The 15,553-nt window shown below is 60.2% G+C and carries 17 protein-coding genes and 1 pseudogene; 11 read left to right on the top strand and 7 right to left on the bottom strand.

The features are described from left to right. Window positions 1–9: 9 nt before the first annotated feature. Window positions 10–876 (top strand): annotated as a pseudogene (locus AAIH70_RS19415) (HlyC/CorC family transporter); the annotation flags it as partial. Window positions 877–909: 33 nt separating this feature from the next. Here AAIH70_RS19415 and AAIH70_RS19410 read toward each other — a convergent pair. Further along, window positions 910–1,191, bottom strand: a complete 282-nt coding sequence (locus AAIH70_RS19410; protein ID WP_132277153.1) for a BolA family protein — start codon at window positions 1,189–1,191, stop codon at window positions 910–912. 103 nt (window positions 1,192–1,294) lie between these two features. Between AAIH70_RS19410 and AAIH70_RS19405 the strand changes: the two genes are divergently transcribed. The 5 genes from AAIH70_RS19405 to AAIH70_RS19385 all read left to right on the top strand — a co-directional run bounded on the left by AAIH70_RS19405 (window position 1,295) and on the right by AAIH70_RS19385 (window position 6,519). Beyond that, on the top strand, window positions 1,295–1,921 hold the full coding sequence (locus tag AAIH70_RS19405; protein WP_132277151.1) for a J domain-containing protein: 627 nt from the start codon (window positions 1,295–1,297) through the stop codon (window positions 1,919–1,921). A 65-nt stretch (window positions 1,922–1,986) separates the two neighbouring features. After that, window positions 1,987–2,979 (top strand): cobaltochelatase subunit CobS, encoded by a 993-nt coding sequence (gene cobS / locus AAIH70_RS19400; RefSeq protein WP_132277149.1) that lies wholly within the window; start codon window positions 1,987–1,989, stop codon window positions 2,977–2,979. Between the two features lie 18 nt (window positions 2,980–2,997). Next, the gene (gene cobT, locus AAIH70_RS19395) at window positions 2,998–4,893 is read left to right on the top strand and encodes a cobaltochelatase subunit CobT (RefSeq protein ID WP_132277147.1); all 1,896 of its coding nucleotides are present in this window, start codon (window positions 2,998–3,000) and stop codon (window positions 4,891–4,893) included. Between the two features lie 14 nt (window positions 4,894–4,907). Continuing rightward, window positions 4,908–5,915 carry an esterase-like activity of phytase family protein gene (locus AAIH70_RS19390; RefSeq protein WP_132277145.1) on the top strand — a complete coding sequence of 336 codons (1,008 nt, stop codon included), beginning with the start codon at window positions 4,908–4,910 and terminating at the stop codon, window positions 5,913–5,915. A 46-nt stretch (window positions 5,916–5,961) separates the two neighbouring features. After that, window positions 5,962–6,519 carry an AAA family ATPase gene (locus AAIH70_RS19385; protein WP_132277143.1) on the top strand — a complete coding sequence of 186 codons (558 nt, stop codon included), beginning with the start codon at window positions 5,962–5,964 and terminating at the stop codon, window positions 6,517–6,519. On the opposite strand, the gene AAIH70_RS19380 is transcribed toward AAIH70_RS19385, so the two are convergent. After that, a complete protein-coding gene (locus AAIH70_RS19380; protein ID WP_132277141.1) occupies window positions 6,516–7,151 on the bottom strand; it encodes a queuosine precursor transporter in 636 nt (211 codons plus the stop codon). The genes AAIH70_RS19385 and AAIH70_RS19380 overlap by 4 nt on opposite strands. A gap of 106 nt (window positions 7,152–7,257) precedes the next feature. Further along, the gene (gene rpmB, locus AAIH70_RS19375; protein WP_132277139.1) at window positions 7,258–7,548 is read right to left on the bottom strand and encodes a 50S ribosomal protein L28; all 291 of its coding nucleotides are present in this window, start codon (window positions 7,546–7,548) and stop codon (window positions 7,258–7,260) included. A 233-nt stretch (window positions 7,549–7,781) separates the two neighbouring features. Here rpmB and AAIH70_RS19370 point away from each other — a divergent pair, with 233 nt between their 5' ends. Next, a complete protein-coding gene (locus AAIH70_RS19370; RefSeq protein ID WP_132277137.1) occupies window positions 7,782–8,555 on the top strand; it encodes a DUF3108 domain-containing protein in 774 nt (257 codons plus the stop codon). Window positions 8,556–8,944: 389 nt separating this feature from the next. Here the strand turns inward: AAIH70_RS19370 and AAIH70_RS19365 are convergent, their stop codons facing one another. Continuing rightward, window positions 8,945–9,376 (bottom strand): cupin domain-containing protein, encoded by a 432-nt coding sequence (locus AAIH70_RS19365; RefSeq protein WP_132277135.1) that lies wholly within the window; start codon window positions 9,374–9,376, stop codon window positions 8,945–8,947. Continuing rightward, window positions 9,376–10,146 carry a hydroxyacylglutathione hydrolase gene (gloB, locus tag AAIH70_RS19360; RefSeq protein WP_132277133.1) on the bottom strand — a complete coding sequence of 257 codons (771 nt, stop codon included), beginning with the start codon at window positions 10,144–10,146 and terminating at the stop codon, window positions 9,376–9,378. Before gloB ends, AAIH70_RS19365 begins: the two co-directional genes overlap by 1 nt. An 88-nt stretch (window positions 10,147–10,234) precedes the next feature. On the opposite strand from gloB, the gene AAIH70_RS19355 reads away from it, so the two are divergent. From AAIH70_RS19355 to AAIH70_RS19345, 3 genes are all read left to right on the top strand, one after another. Further along, a complete protein-coding gene (locus tag AAIH70_RS19355) occupies window positions 10,235–10,978 on the top strand; it encodes a class I SAM-dependent methyltransferase (RefSeq protein WP_132277131.1) in 744 nt (247 codons plus the stop codon). 96 nt (window positions 10,979–11,074) lie between these two features. Then, a complete protein-coding gene (gene hisC / locus AAIH70_RS19350; RefSeq protein WP_132277129.1) occupies window positions 11,075–12,184 on the top strand; it encodes a histidinol-phosphate transaminase in 1,110 nt (369 codons plus the stop codon). Next, window positions 12,181–13,110, top strand: a complete 930-nt coding sequence (locus tag AAIH70_RS19345; RefSeq protein ID WP_132277127.1) for a prephenate/arogenate dehydrogenase family protein — start codon at window positions 12,181–12,183, stop codon at window positions 13,108–13,110. The genes hisC and AAIH70_RS19345 overlap by 4 nt, the downstream gene beginning before the upstream one ends. Here AAIH70_RS19345 and AAIH70_RS19340 read toward each other — a convergent pair whose 3' ends face one another. After that, a complete protein-coding gene (locus tag AAIH70_RS19340; protein WP_132277125.1) occupies window positions 13,111–14,112 on the bottom strand; it encodes a DUF2125 domain-containing protein in 1,002 nt (333 codons plus the stop codon). Between the two features lie 45 nt (window positions 14,113–14,157). Here AAIH70_RS19340 and AAIH70_RS19335 point away from each other — a divergent pair, with 45 nt between their 5' ends. Beyond that, window positions 14,158–14,712, top strand: coding sequence for a gamma-glutamylcyclotransferase (locus AAIH70_RS19335; protein WP_132277123.1), 555 nt, complete (start codon window positions 14,158–14,160; stop codon window positions 14,710–14,712). Here the strand turns inward: AAIH70_RS19335 and AAIH70_RS19330 are convergent, their stop codons facing one another. Then, complete coding sequence (locus AAIH70_RS19330) at window positions 14,713–15,504, bottom strand: lysophospholipid acyltransferase family protein (protein ID WP_132277121.1); 792 nt, start codon at window positions 15,502–15,504, stop codon at window positions 14,713–14,715. It lies immediately after the preceding gene. Window positions 15,505–15,553 lie beyond the last annotated feature (49 nt).

The raw sequence follows: 15,553 nt of genomic DNA, 5'->3' as shown, positions 1-15,553 counted from the left end.
TCAGGAAGCGGGTTTCTGTCAGGTCTTGTCAACGCTGTCGTGCGCGGCACGCTGCGTGTTACAGGCGTGACGTTGACCCCTTCTACGCTCAAGCTCGCCTCGCATGACGATCTGCACGAAGCTCTCGATGAGGTGCATCGTGAGGGGGATTTCGACAAGCAGGACCGTGATCGCCTGAGCGGCCTGTTCGATCTGGAGGAACTCGAGGTTTCCGACGTGATGGTGCATCGTCTGGCGATGCGCGCCGTCAATGCTGCCGATCCGCCCGAACAGGTGGTTCGCACGGTGCTGGAAAGCCCCTATACGCGCATGCCGGTCTGGCGCGGCTCGACGGAAAACATCGTCGGCGTTATCCATGCCAAGGATCTTTTGCGGGCACTGTCCGAGCCGGATGTGCGGCCGGAAACGGTCGATATCGCCAAGGTCGCGCAAAAGCCGTGGTTCGTGCCCGATACGACCAGCCTCAAGGATCAGCTCAACGCTTTTCTGCGGCGCAAGGTCCACATGGCCGTCGTGGTCGATGAATATGGCGAGATGCAGGGCATCGTCACGCTGGAGGATATTATCGAGGAAATCGTCGGTGATATTGCCGATGAGCACGATCCGTCGCTGCAGGGCGTGCGGCAGGATGCGGATGGCTCGATCATCGTCGATGGCTCGGTGTCGATCCGTGATCTCAACCGCGCGCTCGGCTGGAGCCTGCCCGATACGGAGGCGACGACGATCGCCGGCCTCGTCATCCACGAATCGAAACTGATCCCGGAAGAGCGGCAGGCTTTCACCTTCTATGAGAAGCGCTTCATCGTGCTGAAGCGCGAAAAGAATCGCATCACCCGCCTGCGCATCCGCCCGGCCGCCGTTGCAGCCGCCCAGTAGCTCGCGCGCCAAATCTTTGCGCTCGCGCAGATGTTACCAGCGGGTCGGCTCACCCGGTGCCGAAGCTTCGACTGCCAAGGCGTGCAGGCCGGCTTGAAGTTCGGGCTTGAGGATATCATTTATGATCCGGTGCCGCTCGATGCGGCTCTTTCCCTCGAACGCCTTCGAAACGATGCGTACCCGCATGTGGCTGCCGCCTTCGCCGGAAAACTGCGGCTGGTGGCCGGCGTGCTGATGGCTCTCGTCGATCACGTCCAGTCGTTCCGGTTGCAGAGCGTGGACGAGGCTCGTTTCAATACGGGCTTTGACAGTCATGAAATCGCTCCGAAGCAGCGTGGAAGGGCACTTCACAAACCAGCAGCAAAGGGATTTGTCAATTCTTGTCCTCTCCCTTTGTGCAGCCCATAATGTGCGTCTGATGAACCTAGATTCAAAATATTTCGACCGCATCCGGACGCGCCGGAACCGCAAGCAGGAAGAGCCCGCTCAGGCGTCTACTTGTCAGTGGGACGGGTGCGACAAGCCGGGAGCCCATCGTGCGCCTGTCGGCCGCAATGCTGAGGGGCAGTTCTTCATGTTCTGCTTCGAGCATGTGAAGGACTATAACAAGGGCTACAACTATTTTTCCGGCCTGTCGGACAGCGAGATCGCCCGCTACCAGAAGGAAGCGATCACCGGTCATCGTCCGACATGGTCTGTCGGCGTCAACAAGGACATCAAGGATGCGCCCCTACATGCGACGATGCGGTCCGGCAGTGCAGCGAGCCAAAACCGCATGCGCGATCCCTTCGGTTTCGTGCGGGAAGGGCGCATGGGTAGCGGTCCGCGTTTCCCGCAGGAACGCAAGCTGAAGACGCTGGAACAGAAGGCCTTCGACACGATGGAGCTGACCGCAGGCGCTACGTCTGCGCAGATCAAGACCCGATACAAGGAACTCGTCAAGAAGCATCACCCCGATGCCAATGGCGGCGACCGCGGATCGGAAGAACGTTTTCGCGCGGTAATTCAAGCATATCAGTTGTTGAAACAGTCTGGTTTCTGCTAAGCGGTAAAACATAGGAAGCAGCAAGGATTGCTGCCGGGCTACGGACCGTCCGGCATGGAGTGGTGATGAGCAAAATTGATCTTGATATTTCGAACCTTCCCGACACGACCGTTTCAGTCAGGGACGTCTTCGGCATCGATACCGATCTGAGGGTTCCGGCTTACAGCAACGGCGACCCCTACGTTCCCGACCTCGACCCCGACTATCTTTTCGACCGTGATACCACGCTCGCCATTCTCGCCGGTTTTGCCCATAACCGCCGCGTGATGGTTTCCGGTTTCCACGGCACCGGCAAATCGACCCATATCGAACAGGTCGCGGCCCGCCTCAACTGGCCCTGCGTGCGCGTCAACCTCGACAGCCATGTCAGCCGTATCGATCTCGTCGGCAAGGACGCCATCGTCCTGAAGGACGGCAAGCAGATCACCGAATTCAAGGACGGCATCCTGCCCTGGGCCTACCAGCACAATGTCGCGCTCGTCTTCGACGAATACGATGCCGGTCGCCCGGACGTGATGTTCGTCATCCAGCGCGTGCTGGAATCGTCGGGCCGCCTGACCCTGCTCGACCAGAGCCGTGTCATCCGTCCTCACCCGGCCTTCCGCCTGTTCGCAACCGCCAACACCGTTGGTCTGGGCGATACGACCGGCCTCTATCACGGCACGCAGCAGATCAACCAGGCGCAGATGGACCGCTGGTCCATCGTCACCACGCTGAACTACCTGCCGCACCAGAAGGAAGTCGATATCGTTGCCGCCAAGGTCAAATCCTTCGGCAAGACGGCTGAAGGCCGCGAGACGGTTTCCAAGATGGTCCGCATCGCCGACATGACCCGTTCGGCCTTCATCAACGGCGATCTTTCGACCGTGATGAGCCCGCGTACGGTGATTACCTGGGCGGAAAATGCGGAGATCTTCGGCGATGTCGCCTTTGCTTTCCGCGTGACCTTCCTCAACAAGTGCGACGAACTGGAGCGTACGCTGGTGGCTGAACAGTACCAGCGCGCCTTCGGTGTCGAACTGAAGGAAAGCGCCGCCAACATCGTTCTCGGGGCTTAAGCGCGCGGGAGCAGCAGCATGGCAGGTCGTGGAGACAATTCGAAGCCCAAGGCGGGTGGTCCGGTTGATACCGAACCGTTGCGCCGGGCCATTACCGGCTGCGTCCGCTCGGTTGCGGGCAGCGGCGAGGTGGAGGTAACCTTCGCCAACGAGCGTCCCGGCATGGCCGGTGAGCGCATTCGCCTGCCGGAAATATCGAAACGTCCGACGGCCCATGAGCTCGCGGTAACCCGCGGGCTCGGCGACAGCATGGCGCTGCGGCTTGCCTGCCACGATACCGGTGTGCATGCGACGATGGCGCCACAGGGGCCGGATGCCCGTGCGATTTTCGATGCCGTCGAGCAGGCGCGTGTCGAATCCATCGGCTCGCTGCGTATGGCCGGCATGGCCAGCAATATCGGCAGCATGAATGCCGAAAAATACGCCAAGGCCAATTTCTCCGGTATCGAGCGTCAGGATGATGCGCCGATCGGCGAGGCCATGGCCATGCTGGTGCGGGAAAAGTTGACCGGCGTGAAGCCGCCTGAAAGCGCCGGCAAGGTGCTCGATCTCTGGCGTCCGTTCATCGAGGACAAGGCTGCGACCGACCTCGATGGTCTGCGCAATGCGATGGAAGACCAGCAGGCATTCGCCAAGCTGATCCGCCACATGCTGTCCTCCATGCAGATGGCCGAGGACTACGGCGACGACGATACCGAAGCCGAGGAACTCGAAAACCAGAGCGAAGAAGATCAGGCCCGCAGCAACGAGACCGAAAACGAAGAGGTCGAGGAAGAGGCGGGATCGGATGCGGCGCCGGCTGAGCAGAGCCAGGCTGCCGAAGACGAGATGGACGACGGCGAGATGGACGGCGCCGAAATCTCCGACGAAGACATGTCGGAAGAGAGCGACGAGCAATCCGAAACGCCCGGCGAAACCAAGCGTCCCAACAGCCCGTTCGACGATTTCAACGAGAAGGTCGATTACAAGATCTTCACCCACGAGTTCGACGAGGAAATCACCGCCGAAGAGCTTTGCGACGAAGCGGAACTCGACCGCCTGCGCGCCTTTCTCGACAAGCAGCTGGCGCATCTGCAGAGCGCGGTCGGCCGTCTTGCCAACCGCCTGCAGCGCCGCCTGATGGCGCAGCAGAACCGTTCCTGGGATTTTGACCTGGAAGAAGGTTATCTCGACCCGGCCCGTCTCGTGCGCCTGGTCATCGATCCGATGCAGCCGCTTTCTTTCAAGAAGGAACGCGACACGAAATTCCGCGATACGGTCGTGTCTCTCGTCATCGACAATTCCGGCTCCATGCGTGGTCGCCCGATCACCGTTGCCGCTAGCTGCGCCGATATTCTGGCCCGCACGCTGGAACGCTCCGGCGTCAAGGTCGAGATTCTCGGCTTCACGACGAAGGCATGGAAGGGTGGTCAATCGCGCGAGCAGTGGCTGGCAAGCGGCAAGCCGGCGACGCCGGGCCGCCTCAACGATCTGCGCCATATCATCTACAAGTCGGCCGATGCGCCGTGGCGCCGTTCGCGCCGCAATCTCGGCCTGATGATGCGCGAAGGCCTGCTCAAGGAAAACATCGACGGCGAAGCGCTGATGTGGGCGCATAACCGCCTGATCAATCGTCGCGAGCAGCGCAAGATCCTGATGATGATCTCGGATGGTGCGCCGGTCGATGATTCGACGCTGTCGGTCAATCCGGGCAATTATCTGGAGCGGCATCTGCGCGCCGTCATCGAACAGATCGAAACCCGTTCGCCGGTCGAGCTTCTGGCAATCGGCATCGGCCACGATGTGACGCGTTATTACCGCAAGGCGGTGACGATCGTTGATGCCGACGAGCTTGCCGGTGCGATGACCGAACAGCTTGCCTCGTTGTTTGAAGAAAATGCGGGCAGGGGCCGTGGCGCCCGCCGCGCCGGTTGAGAACCGGCCGGCATATGCTCCCAAAACACGCCCGGCTTCGTGCCCATGTGCTCGCAGCCATTTTTGTGGCCGTCGCCGCGCAATCCTTGCGGGCGGCGGATGTTGATGCGCCGATCGAGGCGCGTGCCTTCCACGAATTCAAGGCCGGCAATCCGGAAACGAAATTCGGTGCTCTCGAATTTGTCGGGGGCCTCGAATATACGTCCGGCAACGACCTTGTCGGCGCCGTCTCCAGCATCCGCTTCCGGCCGGATGGCCGCAATTTTGTTGCCGTGCTCGATACCGGCCACTGGATGACGGGTTCGATAGAGCGTGACGGGCAGGGGCGCCTGTCGGGCATGCAGGATGTTCGCATCATGCCTATGGTGGACGCGAGTGGGCGTGAGCCACGCTCCAAGGGCGATATCGATGCGGAAGGGGTGACGTTGCGCAATGGCGAAGCGATCGTCAGTTTCGAGCGCCGTCATCGTGTCGATATTTATCCCGATCCGGGTTTCGAAACCTCTCGCCCGCGAAGGACGCTGGATTTCCTGATCCCGCGCCGCGAGTTGCGTGCCAATGGCGGCCTGGAGACGGTGGTTGCCGCGCCGAAGGAAGGTCCGTTGCAGGGTGCTATCGTGGTCGCTGCGGAAAAGAGCGTCGATGCTGACGGCAATTTTTACGCGGCCATTCTGGAGGGGCCGCGCAAGGGCCAGTTCAAGGTGCAGCGCCATCACCCGTTCGACATTACGGATGGCGCTTTCCTTCCGGATGGCGACCTCGTTCTGCTGGAGCGCTCGTTCAGCCTGCTCGGTGGTGTCGGTATGCGCATCCGCCGCATCGATGGCGACAGTTTGAAGCCAGGTGCGCTGGTGGATGGCGAGATGCTGATCGAGGCCGATCTCGGCCAGCAGATCGACAATATGGAAGGCATCGATGTGGTGGCGGGAGCCGATGGCGTGCCGCACCTGATCATCGTCTCCGACGACAACCATTCCATTTTCCAGCGCAACCTGATGCTGGAATTCCGCTTGAACCGCTGAGCCTGCTTTCATAGTCTTTATCCTTGCTGACTGAAGGACAAAGATCATGCTCCGCATTCATGTGACGGGTGCATCCGGTTCCGGCACGACGTCACTGGGCGCCGTTCTGGCTGAGCGGCTTGATATCCGCCATCTCGATTCCGACAATTTTTACTGGATGCCCACCGACCCGCCGTTCACGACGCCCAGAGAAATGGTGTCGCGCATCTCCATGTTGAGAGCGCAGGCGGCCACTGACAAGGGTTGGGTTCTATCCGGCTCGGCGCTGAAATGGGGGCTGGCGGTCGAGCCGCTGTATCACCTGATCGTTTTCCTACGGCTTGAGCCATCCATTCGCATGAGCCGCATCTACAGGCGTGAGCAGCAGCGGTATGGTGCGCGGATCGAGCCGGGTGGCGACATGGCCGAGAAAAGCCGGCAGTTTCTGCGGTGGGCGGAAAGTTATGATACCGCAGGGCCGGAGCAACGCAGTCTTGCCGCGCATGAGGCGTGGCTCTCGGCACAGGCGACAACCGTTCTGCGGCTCGATTCGATCAAGCCGGTGACGGAGCTGGCCGAAGCCGTTCTCCGTCATCCTATTGTTCTAAATGCAGTCCGATCCTAGCGCGCGGAAACCTGCGGCATCGGCTTCAGAATGCTCATCAGTGCGCCATAGGGGAGCAGCAGCACGACGCCGACCAAGATCTTGACCACGAGGTCGCCCAGCGCCCAAGAGATCCAGCGCGGCGCTTCTGTCGCCATCACGCCAAGAACCGGGGCCGGCGCAACCGCGAAGTCGAGGTTCGGGCCGATGAAGGCGAAGAAGGGGGCAAAGGCGAGCGAGAAGAACAGGACGGTGTCGATCACCGTGCCGATCATCGAAGCTGCCAGCGGTGCTTTCCACCACGTCTTGCGGCGCAGTTCGTTGAACACCGAGATATCCAGCAACTGGCCGATCAGGAAGGCGGTGCCCGAGGCAATCGCGATACGCGGCTCCGACAGCCAGAAGGACAGGGCCACGCCGACGACGAAGCCGACAAACACGATGCGGCGCGCGATGGCCGGGCCGAACTGGCGGTTGGCAAGGTCGGTAACGAGGAATGCGACCGGATAGGTGAAGGCACCCCAGGTGAGCAGATCGCCAAGTGCGATGCCCCAGAGTGTTCCCGTCAGATGAAACTGGACGAGAATATTGGACGCGACCACGATGGCCGCCATAACCAGCGAATAGATAAGGGTAGAGCGCTTCGTCAGCATTTTTTTATCCTGGGTGATGCCACCAGTTGGAATAAAGCAAAGGAAAAGGCCTGTGCGATAAACGCCCAAGCCTTCACCAGAACCGATGATGTATAAGTGCTAAAGCTTATGCAGCTTCAGCGGTCTTCTTGACGATCTGGCGACGCAGCAGACGAGCGCGCATCGACAGTTCGGCTTCGTCAGCCTTGACGAGGAAAGCGTCGAGACCGCCGCGATGCTCGACCGAGCGCAGGGCGTGAGCCGAGACGCGCAGACGGAAACGCTGGCCAAGAGCGTCGGAGATCAGCGTAACCTGGCACAGGTTCGGCAGAAAGCGACGACGGGTCCGGTTGTTGGCGTGGCTGACGTTGTTGCCGGTCATTACGCCCTTGCCGGTCAGTTCACACACACGGGACATGGGTACACCTTTGTTCTTCTGCAATTGGATGCCACTTCCGGACAATGTCCGGCGCGCCGATCCAACTGGTCCTGATTGGAAAGTTGCGGTTCTATAGTCAGTGGGGCCGCGCGCGTCAAGCCAAACCTTCAACCGAATCAGGATAAACCCGCTTCGGGCGTCGCAAGTCGCTATTTTATTGCCATAGTGGCACGTCTATATGACGTCAACATTTCTCGTTCCAAGGCTGGTTCATGATCGCCAAGGCTTCCGTTGCATTCGTCGCCGCCGTCGTATCCGTTGCTGTCGCATCCCCCGCCAGCACGGCCGGCATCCGCCACACAAGCGAATACAGTGTCTCGCTGGGCCTCCTGCCGGTGGCAAAGCTGTCCTTCGCCAGTGAGTTCGATGACAAGTCCTACACGATCAATGGCAGTTTCCGATCTGCCGGCATCGTCGATATCATCGCCAAGACCTCGGCCGAGACGACCGTGAAAGGTTCGATGGGGCGGGACAGGCTGCAGGCCAATTCCTATTCGCTGACCTACAAGACCAACAAGAAGACGCAGATCTACGACGTTCAATATCGCAACGGCAATGTCGTTTCGACGACCGTGCAGCCCGAGCCGAAAGCCCGGCCATCAAGCTGGATCCCGATCAGCGATGCCGACCTGCGCTCCGTGCTCGATCCGCTCTCGGGCATGATTTTTCCCGCTGATGCAAAAGTCTGCCCCTCCAAACTGCCGATCTATGACGGAGAATCCCGTCTCGACCTGGTGCTGACCGCCAAGGGGACCGAAAAATTCTCCACGAGCGGCTTCAAGGGCGATGTCATCGTTTGCTCGATCCGCTACGTGCCGAAAGCCGGTTACCGCAAGGGCCGCAAGGATATCGAATATCTGAAGACCGTTGCGATGGAAGTCTGGTTTGCCAAGGCGGATGGTGCCAATGTCTATGCGCCCGTCTATGCCTATATTCCGACGCGGATGGGACCGCTTTACGTGAAGGCGACGAAATACGGCGGGTGAGGGATAGAGCGAAATCCAGCTTGGGGGAGTTGGGGAGTGTCGGTCGTTCACAATGAGCAGACGAAATACATCGCCAACGCTTTTGATCGGGCATCGACGTCCTGCCTGACGGTGGGCGTATTTGCGCCGATAGCCGCAGCTATCTATACCCCGATGGGGTCCAGTGCACACGTATATCCGCTGGTGTTTTTCGGTGTCTGTTGGCTTTTCGCCGCCGCCATATTACATTTGTCGGGTAAGGCTATTTTGAGGAGAATGCGATGACCGGTTTGCAGATTTATGCATTCATCGTGCTGCCGCTCTCCATTGCGGCGATTGGCTGGACCTACGCTTATTTTTGGGTGCGTAACGATAAGCGCAAACACGGCGAGTAAAATCGCGCTTAGGTTTCAGTTCGGCTGCCAATTCGGCGGCGCCATTTCGAAACTCGAAAAATCGAAACCCGGCGCAACGGTGTAGCCCACCAGCGTGAACGCGCCCAATGGTTTGGCTGATTGCCAGGCATTGGCGGGCACGATGGCCTGTGGTCTTTGTCCCGCCGCAAGGTCAATACCGAGTGTCACCGTTTCCGTGCTGCGGCCATCTGTCGAGATTTTCAGCAAAAGCGGGTCGCCGGCGTAAAAATGCCAGGCTTCTGACGCGTCGCGCACGCGATGCCAGTGCGAGCGTTCACCGGCTTGCAGAAGGTAATAGATGGCGGTCGAGTGTCCGCGCGGCGCGCCATGCTCATCGCGAAATGTCTCGACATACCAGCCGCCTTCCGGGTGCGGCTGCATGCCGAGCGTTTCGATGATCTCTTTTGCGGAGGGAATGTCGGACATCAGAAATTGTCCTTGCGCTTGCGGATCTCGGCAAACACTTCCTCGTTGGTTTTGCCTTCCATGATCAGGTTGCGGCGGATCGATGGGTCGGTGGCACGCAGGAAGGGATTGGTCTCCTTCTCCAGTCCCATCATCGTCGGGATTGTAAAGCGACCTTCGGCACGCAGTTCCTCGATCTGGACGGCACGGCGCTGCAGGGCTTCGTTATCCGGGTCGATGGTGAGCGCGAAACGGGCATTGGACAGCGTATATTCATGGCCGAAATAGATGGCGGTCTCATCCGGCAGCACGGCGAGCTTTTGCAGCGAATGCCACATGTCGGCGGCCGGGCGCTCAAACAGACGGCCACAGCCGAGCGCAAACAGCGTGTCGGCGGAAAACAGCAGTTTGTCCTCGGAGAAATGGAAGCAGATATGGCCAGCCGTATGGCCCGGCGTCTCGATTACCCTCACCGGATGTTCGCCGAACAGAAATTCGTCACCATCGTCCACGGTGCGGTCAAGGCCGGGAATGGCAACAGCCTCATTGACCGGGCCGATGATTTCAAGCCCGAAGCGGGCCTTCAGCGCCAGATTGGCTTCCACATGGTCGGTATGATGATGGGTGGTGAAAATATGGCTGATGGACCAACCGCGCCGTTCGGCGGCATCGAGGATCGGTTTTTCCTCAGGCGCATCGATTGATGCGGTGAGGCCCGTCTCCGGGTCATGGACCAGCACGCCGTAATTGTCGCTGCGGCATGAAAAGACTTCGATCTCCAGGGATTTCATCAATCCGCCTCTCTAGTTTGAATGGCTTCGGGAACAATGTAGAGATTGGGGTCTTGAAGTCCAACCGTCGTCTGATAGCAAAATCACCATGCACGCCGATATTGTCGATCTCCGCGAATTCTATCAAACCCCGCTTGGCCGCGTGGCCGAACAATCCATCGTGATGGCTTTGTCGTCGCTGTGGGCGCGGCTGCCGGAAGAGCGGCTTGTCGGGCTGGGATATGCGGTTCCCTATCTCGACCGGTTCCGTAAGGATACTGAGCGCACCTTTGCCTTCATGCCGGCAGGGCAGGGGGCTGTGAACTGGCCGCCGGGCGAATTTTCCTCCACAGCGCTGGTATTCGATGAGGAACTGCCGCTGCCGGATTCGTCGATAGACCGTTTTCTGCTGGTGCATTCGCTGGAATTTGCAGAGAACCCGCGTGAGAGCCTGAAGGAAATCTGGCGGGTGCTGGCGCCGGGCGGGCGGCTGATCATCGTCGTGCCCAATCGTCGTGGTGTGTGGGCGCGCATGGAACACACGCCTTTCGGTTCCGGCCGGCCTTATTCGCGCAGCCAGCTCACGTCACTTCTGCGCGAAAGCAATTTTACGCCCTCGGCCAGCGCCGAAGCTCTGTTTTTTCCACCATCGAAACTGCGGTTCCTGCTGAAATTACGCCACGTCTTCGAGCAGGCCGGCCGGCGGTTCTGGCCGGTGTTTTCCGGTGTCATCGTGGTGGAGGCGCAAAAGCGGCTGTATCAGGGGCTGCCTGTTGCGGCACGCGCATCCCGCCGTGTCTTCGTGCCGGTCCTGTCGCCGCAGGGCGTGCCGAGCACGCGAAACCGCGAGTAGCAGGGTTCCCCACTCGACAAAAAGGCGCTTCCGTTTTATTGCCTCAAGGCAATCTTTCGCCGGCTTTTCCGGCGTATTCCCTGGAAGGTCTGTCTGATGAGCACCGAGATGATGAAGCCCGCTCCGCGCCCGGGTATCCTTGATATTGCCGCTTATGTACCCGGCAAGGATCATGCGGAGGGCGTTGCTCGCGTCTACAAGCTCTCGTCCAACGAAACGCCACTCGGCGCCAGCCCCAAGGCGATCGAGGCGTTTCGCGAGGCCGCCGGCAATCTCGAACTTTACCCGGATGGTCAGGCACATCAGCTGCGCGAGGCGATCGCCTCGATCAACGGCCTGAACGCCGCCAACATTTTGTGCGGCAACGGTTCCGACGAATTGCTCGGCCTGCTCTGCCACGTCTATCTCGGCGCAGGCGACGAGGCTGTTATCACCGAGCACGGTTTTCTGGTCTACAAGATCCAGATCATGGGTGCCGGTGCGACGCCGGTGACCGTGCCTGAAAAGGATTACACGGTCGACGTCGATGCGATCCTAGCTGCGGTGACGCCGAAGACAAAGCTCGTCTTCATCGCCAATCCCGGCAATCCGACGGGTACCTATGTTCCGGTTGCCGATATCCGTCGCCTGCAGGCGGGCCTGCCGAAAAACGTCATCCTCGTTCTCGATGCCGCCTATGCGGAATATGTCCGCAAGAACGACTACGAGGCCGGTATCGAGCTTGTTTCGTCCAACAGCAATGTCGTGATGTGCCGTACCTTCTCCAAGGTTTATGGTCTGGCGGCGCTGCGTATCGGCTGGATGTATGGCCCGCTGGAGGTCGTCGACGCGATGAACCGCGTGCGTGGCCCGTTCAACCTCAATGCTCCGGCCATTGCCGCCGGTGCTGCCGCCATGCGCGACCAGGCCTTCATCGGCACTGCCGTCGAATACAACAAGCTCTGGCTCGACAAGCTCACCCACGCGTTCGAAACCATCGGCCTGAAGGTTACGCCTTCCGTCACCAACTTCATTCTCATCCATTTCCCGGATGTGGATGGCAAGCGTGCGCCGGATGCCGACGCCTTCCTCACCAGCCGCGGTTATATCCTGCGCATGGTCAAGGGTTACGGCCTGCCGAACGCGCTGCGCATGACGGTCGGCCCGGAAGAGGCAAACCGTGGCGTCATCGAAACGCTCGGTGAGTTCATGGCGAGAAGCGCATGAGTGATCCGCAGTTCAACCGCATTGCCCTGATCGGCATCGGCCTGATCGGCTCCTCCATCGCTCGCGATGTGAAGGCGCTTGGCCTTGCCAATGAGGTGGTGATTTCCAGCCGCAGCACCGAGACGCTTAAGCGAGCGGAAGAGCTTGAGCTTGGCACGCATTACGTTTCCTCCGCTGCCGAAGCGGTGAAGGATGCGGATCTTATCATTGTGTCAGTGCCGGTCGGTTCCTCCGGTGCCGTGGCTGAACAGATCGCACCGAACCTGAAGCCGGGCGCCATCCTCACGGATGTCGGCTCGACCAAGGCATCGGTGATCGCCCAGATGGCGCCGTTTGTGCCGCAAGGTGTGCACTTCATTCCCGGTCACCCGCTGGCGGGTACGGAAAAATCGGGGCCCGATGCCGGCTTTGCAGGTCTCTTCCGCGATCGCTGGTGCATCTTTACGCCGCTGCCGGATACCGACGCGGATGCTCTGGAAAAGCTGAAGGCCTTCTGGATCGCGCTCGGTTCGCGTGTTGACGACATGGACCCGCAGCACCATGACAAGGTGCTCGCCATCGTCTCGCACCTGCCGCATATCATCGCCTACAATATCGTCGGCACCGCCGATGATCTGGAGACGGTGACGGAATCGGAAGTCATCAAATATTCGGCCTCGGGTTTCCGTGATTTTACGCGTCTGGCCGCATCCGACCCCACCATGTGGCGGGACATCTGCCTGCACAACAAGGACGCGATCCTCGAAATGTTGGCGCGGTTTTCCGAAGACCTCGCCTATCTGCAGCGGGCGATCCGCTGGGGTGAGGGCGACAAGCTTTTCGAGCTTTTCACCCGCACCCGTGATGTCCGCCGGTCGATCATCCAGGCCGGTCAGGATGTCGATGCGCCCGACTTCGGACGCCACGCACTCGACCAGAAGAAATAATCAGATCGGCGGAATTTCACCCACCTGGATGAAGCCGCCGACCAGAACCTTGCCGTTCTTGATCGTGAAATCGATCGAGGCACGGTCACCGCCGCCAAGAGCGGACAGCATGTTGGTGGCGTTGTTCAGCATCGGGGCTATGCCGGGAATGATCGTTTCCAGGCTTGCCTTCCACGCTTCCAGCTTTTCCACCCGCAGCTTCATCTTGCCGTTCATGCGACCGCCGGCGGTGAAGCTGAATGGGCCGGACAGCGTAATGACGCGACCTTCGCCGAGATCGGCGGACAGTGTGCGGATTTCGCCTTCGGCGCCGTAAAGCGAGACATTGCGGTCGCTGCCGTCGATCAGCCCGGCCTTGCCGGTCAGCACCACATCGGCGCTGGTCGTCAGCGCCGGCAGCCCCTGTGGCAGGCCTTCGCCGGTCAGGCTGGCATTGGTGATCGTCATCGCCGCATCGAGATCGGCACCGTTCTGGCGCAGGTGCATCTCGGTATTGGCGGCCGCGAGATTGAATGTCTGGCCGGTCGCCGACGAGACGATTGCCGATTGCAGGGCATTGATGATCGTCGAGGAGCGCTCGACGCCACGGCCCTTGGCGGTCAGGCTGGATTGCAGGCTTTCCCAGTTGGAGGAAATGCTCAGGCCATGGCTGGTGCGGATCTCCGATGGCCCGTCCAGTTCCCAGACGACGTGTTTCGGATCGTAGACCTGTGCTGCCGAGCGCAGGCCTCCGAAAACGGCGGAGACGCCATTGTTGCGGTCGTCCACCGAGACTTTCGAGCAGAACAGGCCGATGCGGAACGGGTAACCGCGATATTCTGCATCGGCGCATTCGGCATTGACGCCGGCCTGTTGCTGGCTGCCGAGCAGGGTGAGGGTGCGCTCCTTGAGAAGCGAAGCGGCATAGAACCAGCCGCCGGTATAAACGCCGATCACCAGAATGATGATGATGCCAAGGGCCCAAATTTTGCCGCTGACGCTCCGCCGGCTTGACGCTGCCATGATGTTCTCCAATGGTGCTTCGATTGCAGAGGTGTTGCGTCGGATATGGACGAATTTTGGGTGTTTGGCTACGGCTCGTTGATGTGGAATCCGGGCTTCGAGTATGAGGAGCGGCTTGCCGCGCGTGCATTCGGATATCGCAGGTCGCTCTGCGTGCGGTCCTTCGTGCATCGCGGAACGCCTGAAAATCCGGGGCTTGTGCTGGGGCTGGATCGCGGTGGCTCCTGCCGCGGCGTCGCCTTCAAGGTGCGTGGCGAGTTGCGTGAGCCGGTCATGGCCTATCTGCACGAACGCGAACTTGTGACGAAGGTTTATCTGGAGCGGATGCTGCCGCTGGTGCTTGCCGACGGGCGTCAGACTCAGGCGGTCGGTTATGTCGTGGATCGCGCCCACAAGCAGTATGCCGGCGCTCTTGGCGTCGAGGAGGCGTCACGCATCGTGCATGCCTCCGCCGGCCAGTCAGGCCCGAACGATGCCTATGTGCTCAACACGCTGACGCACCTGCGCGAGATGGGTATCCGTGACCTGTGGCTTGAAGGTGTGGGCAGCCGTGTGGAAGCGTTGCAGCGGCACGATGCCGCCGCCTTCGGCGCTCGCTGATCAGGAAACGGTCTGGGCCTGCAGTTCGGCAAGGCGCTTCACCGCAGTCGGCGGCAGCGGCAGGTTCGGATTGTCGATCGCGGTCTGCAGCAGCAGTTCGTCGCTTGCCTGTTCCAGCGTGGCGATCAGGTGGGTGAAGAATGCGTCCGGCTCCATGCCCGGCTGGATCGCCGGCAGGATGCGCACCTTGAAGTGGCCGCCATGCTTGATCAGCTTGCGGCGACCCCAGAACAGGCCCCAATGGGCAACGATCGGCACGACCGGCACCTGCATGTCGCGGTAGATGCGGGCGATGCCGTAGCGGTAGTCGGGTGTATCGCCCGGTGCGCGGCGGGTACCTTCGGGATAGATGATCAGCTGACGGCCGGCATCCATCTCCTGCTTGGTGCGCTTCATCACCTCGACCATGACCTTGCCGCGGGCGCCGCGATTGACCGGTATCATCCGCTGCTTGGCAACATACCAGCCGAACAGCGGAATCCACATCAGTTCACGTTTCAGGATATAGACGGGATCGCGCTGGTAAGGCAGGAGCGCGAATGTGTCCCAGGCCGACTGGTGTTTGGGCGCAAAAATGCAGCCGCCTTCTGGAATGTTTTCCAGTCCCTCGATCTCGAAGGTTGCGCCGGTGATCTTGGCCATCAGCCAGTTCGACGACGACGCCCATCCCCTTGGGACGAACAGGGCCTTCTTGCGGTCCAACAGAAAATAGACCGGCGAGAATATGACCATCCGGGCGATGATGTTGATGTAGAACGCCGTATTGAAGAGGATCGAACGCAAGAGCAGCATGGATGCATTTCCGGATAGTGAGGTGTGCGGTGCCTACACGATATCGGGC

The organism is Neorhizobium sp. BT27B (genome assembly GCF_050455485.1).
Lineage (GTDB): Bacteria > Pseudomonadota > Alphaproteobacteria > Rhizobiales > Rhizobiaceae > Neorhizobium.
The sequence above is the reverse complement of the archived record's forward strand: the minus strand, read 5'-3'. Positions and strand labels throughout refer to the sequence as shown.

Coding starts and splice junctions, on each gene's coding strand:
- AAIH70_RS19335 (WP_132277123.1), top strand. CDS start 14,158: ATGGACGAATTTTGGGTGTTTGGCTACGGCTCGTTGATGTGGAATCCG.
- AAIH70_RS19390 (WP_132277145.1), top strand. CDS start 4,908: ATGCTCCCAAAACACGCCCGGCTTCGTGCCCATGTGCTCGCAGCCATT.
- AAIH70_RS19380 (WP_132277141.1), bottom strand. CDS start 7,151: ATGCTGACGAAGCGCTCTACCCTTATCTATTCGCTGGTTATGGCGGCC.
- AAIH70_RS19410 (WP_132277153.1), bottom strand. CDS start 1,191: ATGACTGTCAAAGCCCGTATTGAAACGAGCCTCGTCCACGCTCTGCAA.
- cobS (WP_132277149.1), top strand. CDS start 1,987: ATGAGCAAAATTGATCTTGATATTTCGAACCTTCCCGACACGACCGTT.
- AAIH70_RS19340 (WP_132277125.1), bottom strand. CDS start 14,112: ATGGCAGCGTCAAGCCGGCGGAGCGTCAGCGGCAAAATTTGGGCCCTT.
- AAIH70_RS19365 (WP_132277135.1), bottom strand. CDS start 9,376: ATGTCCGACATTCCCTCCGCAAAAGAGATCATCGAAACGCTCGGCATG.
- AAIH70_RS19405 (WP_132277151.1), top strand. CDS start 1,295: ATGAACCTAGATTCAAAATATTTCGACCGCATCCGGACGCGCCGGAAC.
- cobT (WP_132277147.1), top strand. CDS start 2,998: ATGGCAGGTCGTGGAGACAATTCGAAGCCCAAGGCGGGTGGTCCGGTT.
- hisC (WP_132277129.1), top strand. CDS start 11,075: ATGAGCACCGAGATGATGAAGCCCGCTCCGCGCCCGGGTATCCTTGAT.
- AAIH70_RS19330 (WP_132277121.1), bottom strand. CDS start 15,504: ATGCTGCTCTTGCGTTCGATCCTCTTCAATACGGCGTTCTACATCAAC.
- gloB (WP_132277133.1), bottom strand. CDS start 10,146: ATGAAATCCCTGGAGATCGAAGTCTTTTCATGCCGCAGCGACAATTAC.
- AAIH70_RS19345 (WP_132277127.1), top strand. CDS start 12,181: ATGAGTGATCCGCAGTTCAACCGCATTGCCCTGATCGGCATCGGCCTG.
- AAIH70_RS19385 (WP_132277143.1), top strand. CDS start 5,962: ATGCTCCGCATTCATGTGACGGGTGCATCCGGTTCCGGCACGACGTCA.
- rpmB (WP_132277139.1), bottom strand. CDS start 7,548: ATGTCCCGTGTGTGTGAACTGACCGGCAAGGGCGTAATGACCGGCAAC.
- AAIH70_RS19370 (WP_132277137.1), top strand. CDS start 7,782: ATGATCGCCAAGGCTTCCGTTGCATTCGTCGCCGCCGTCGTATCCGTT.
- AAIH70_RS19355 (WP_132277131.1), top strand. CDS start 10,235: ATGCACGCCGATATTGTCGATCTCCGCGAATTCTATCAAACCCCGCTT.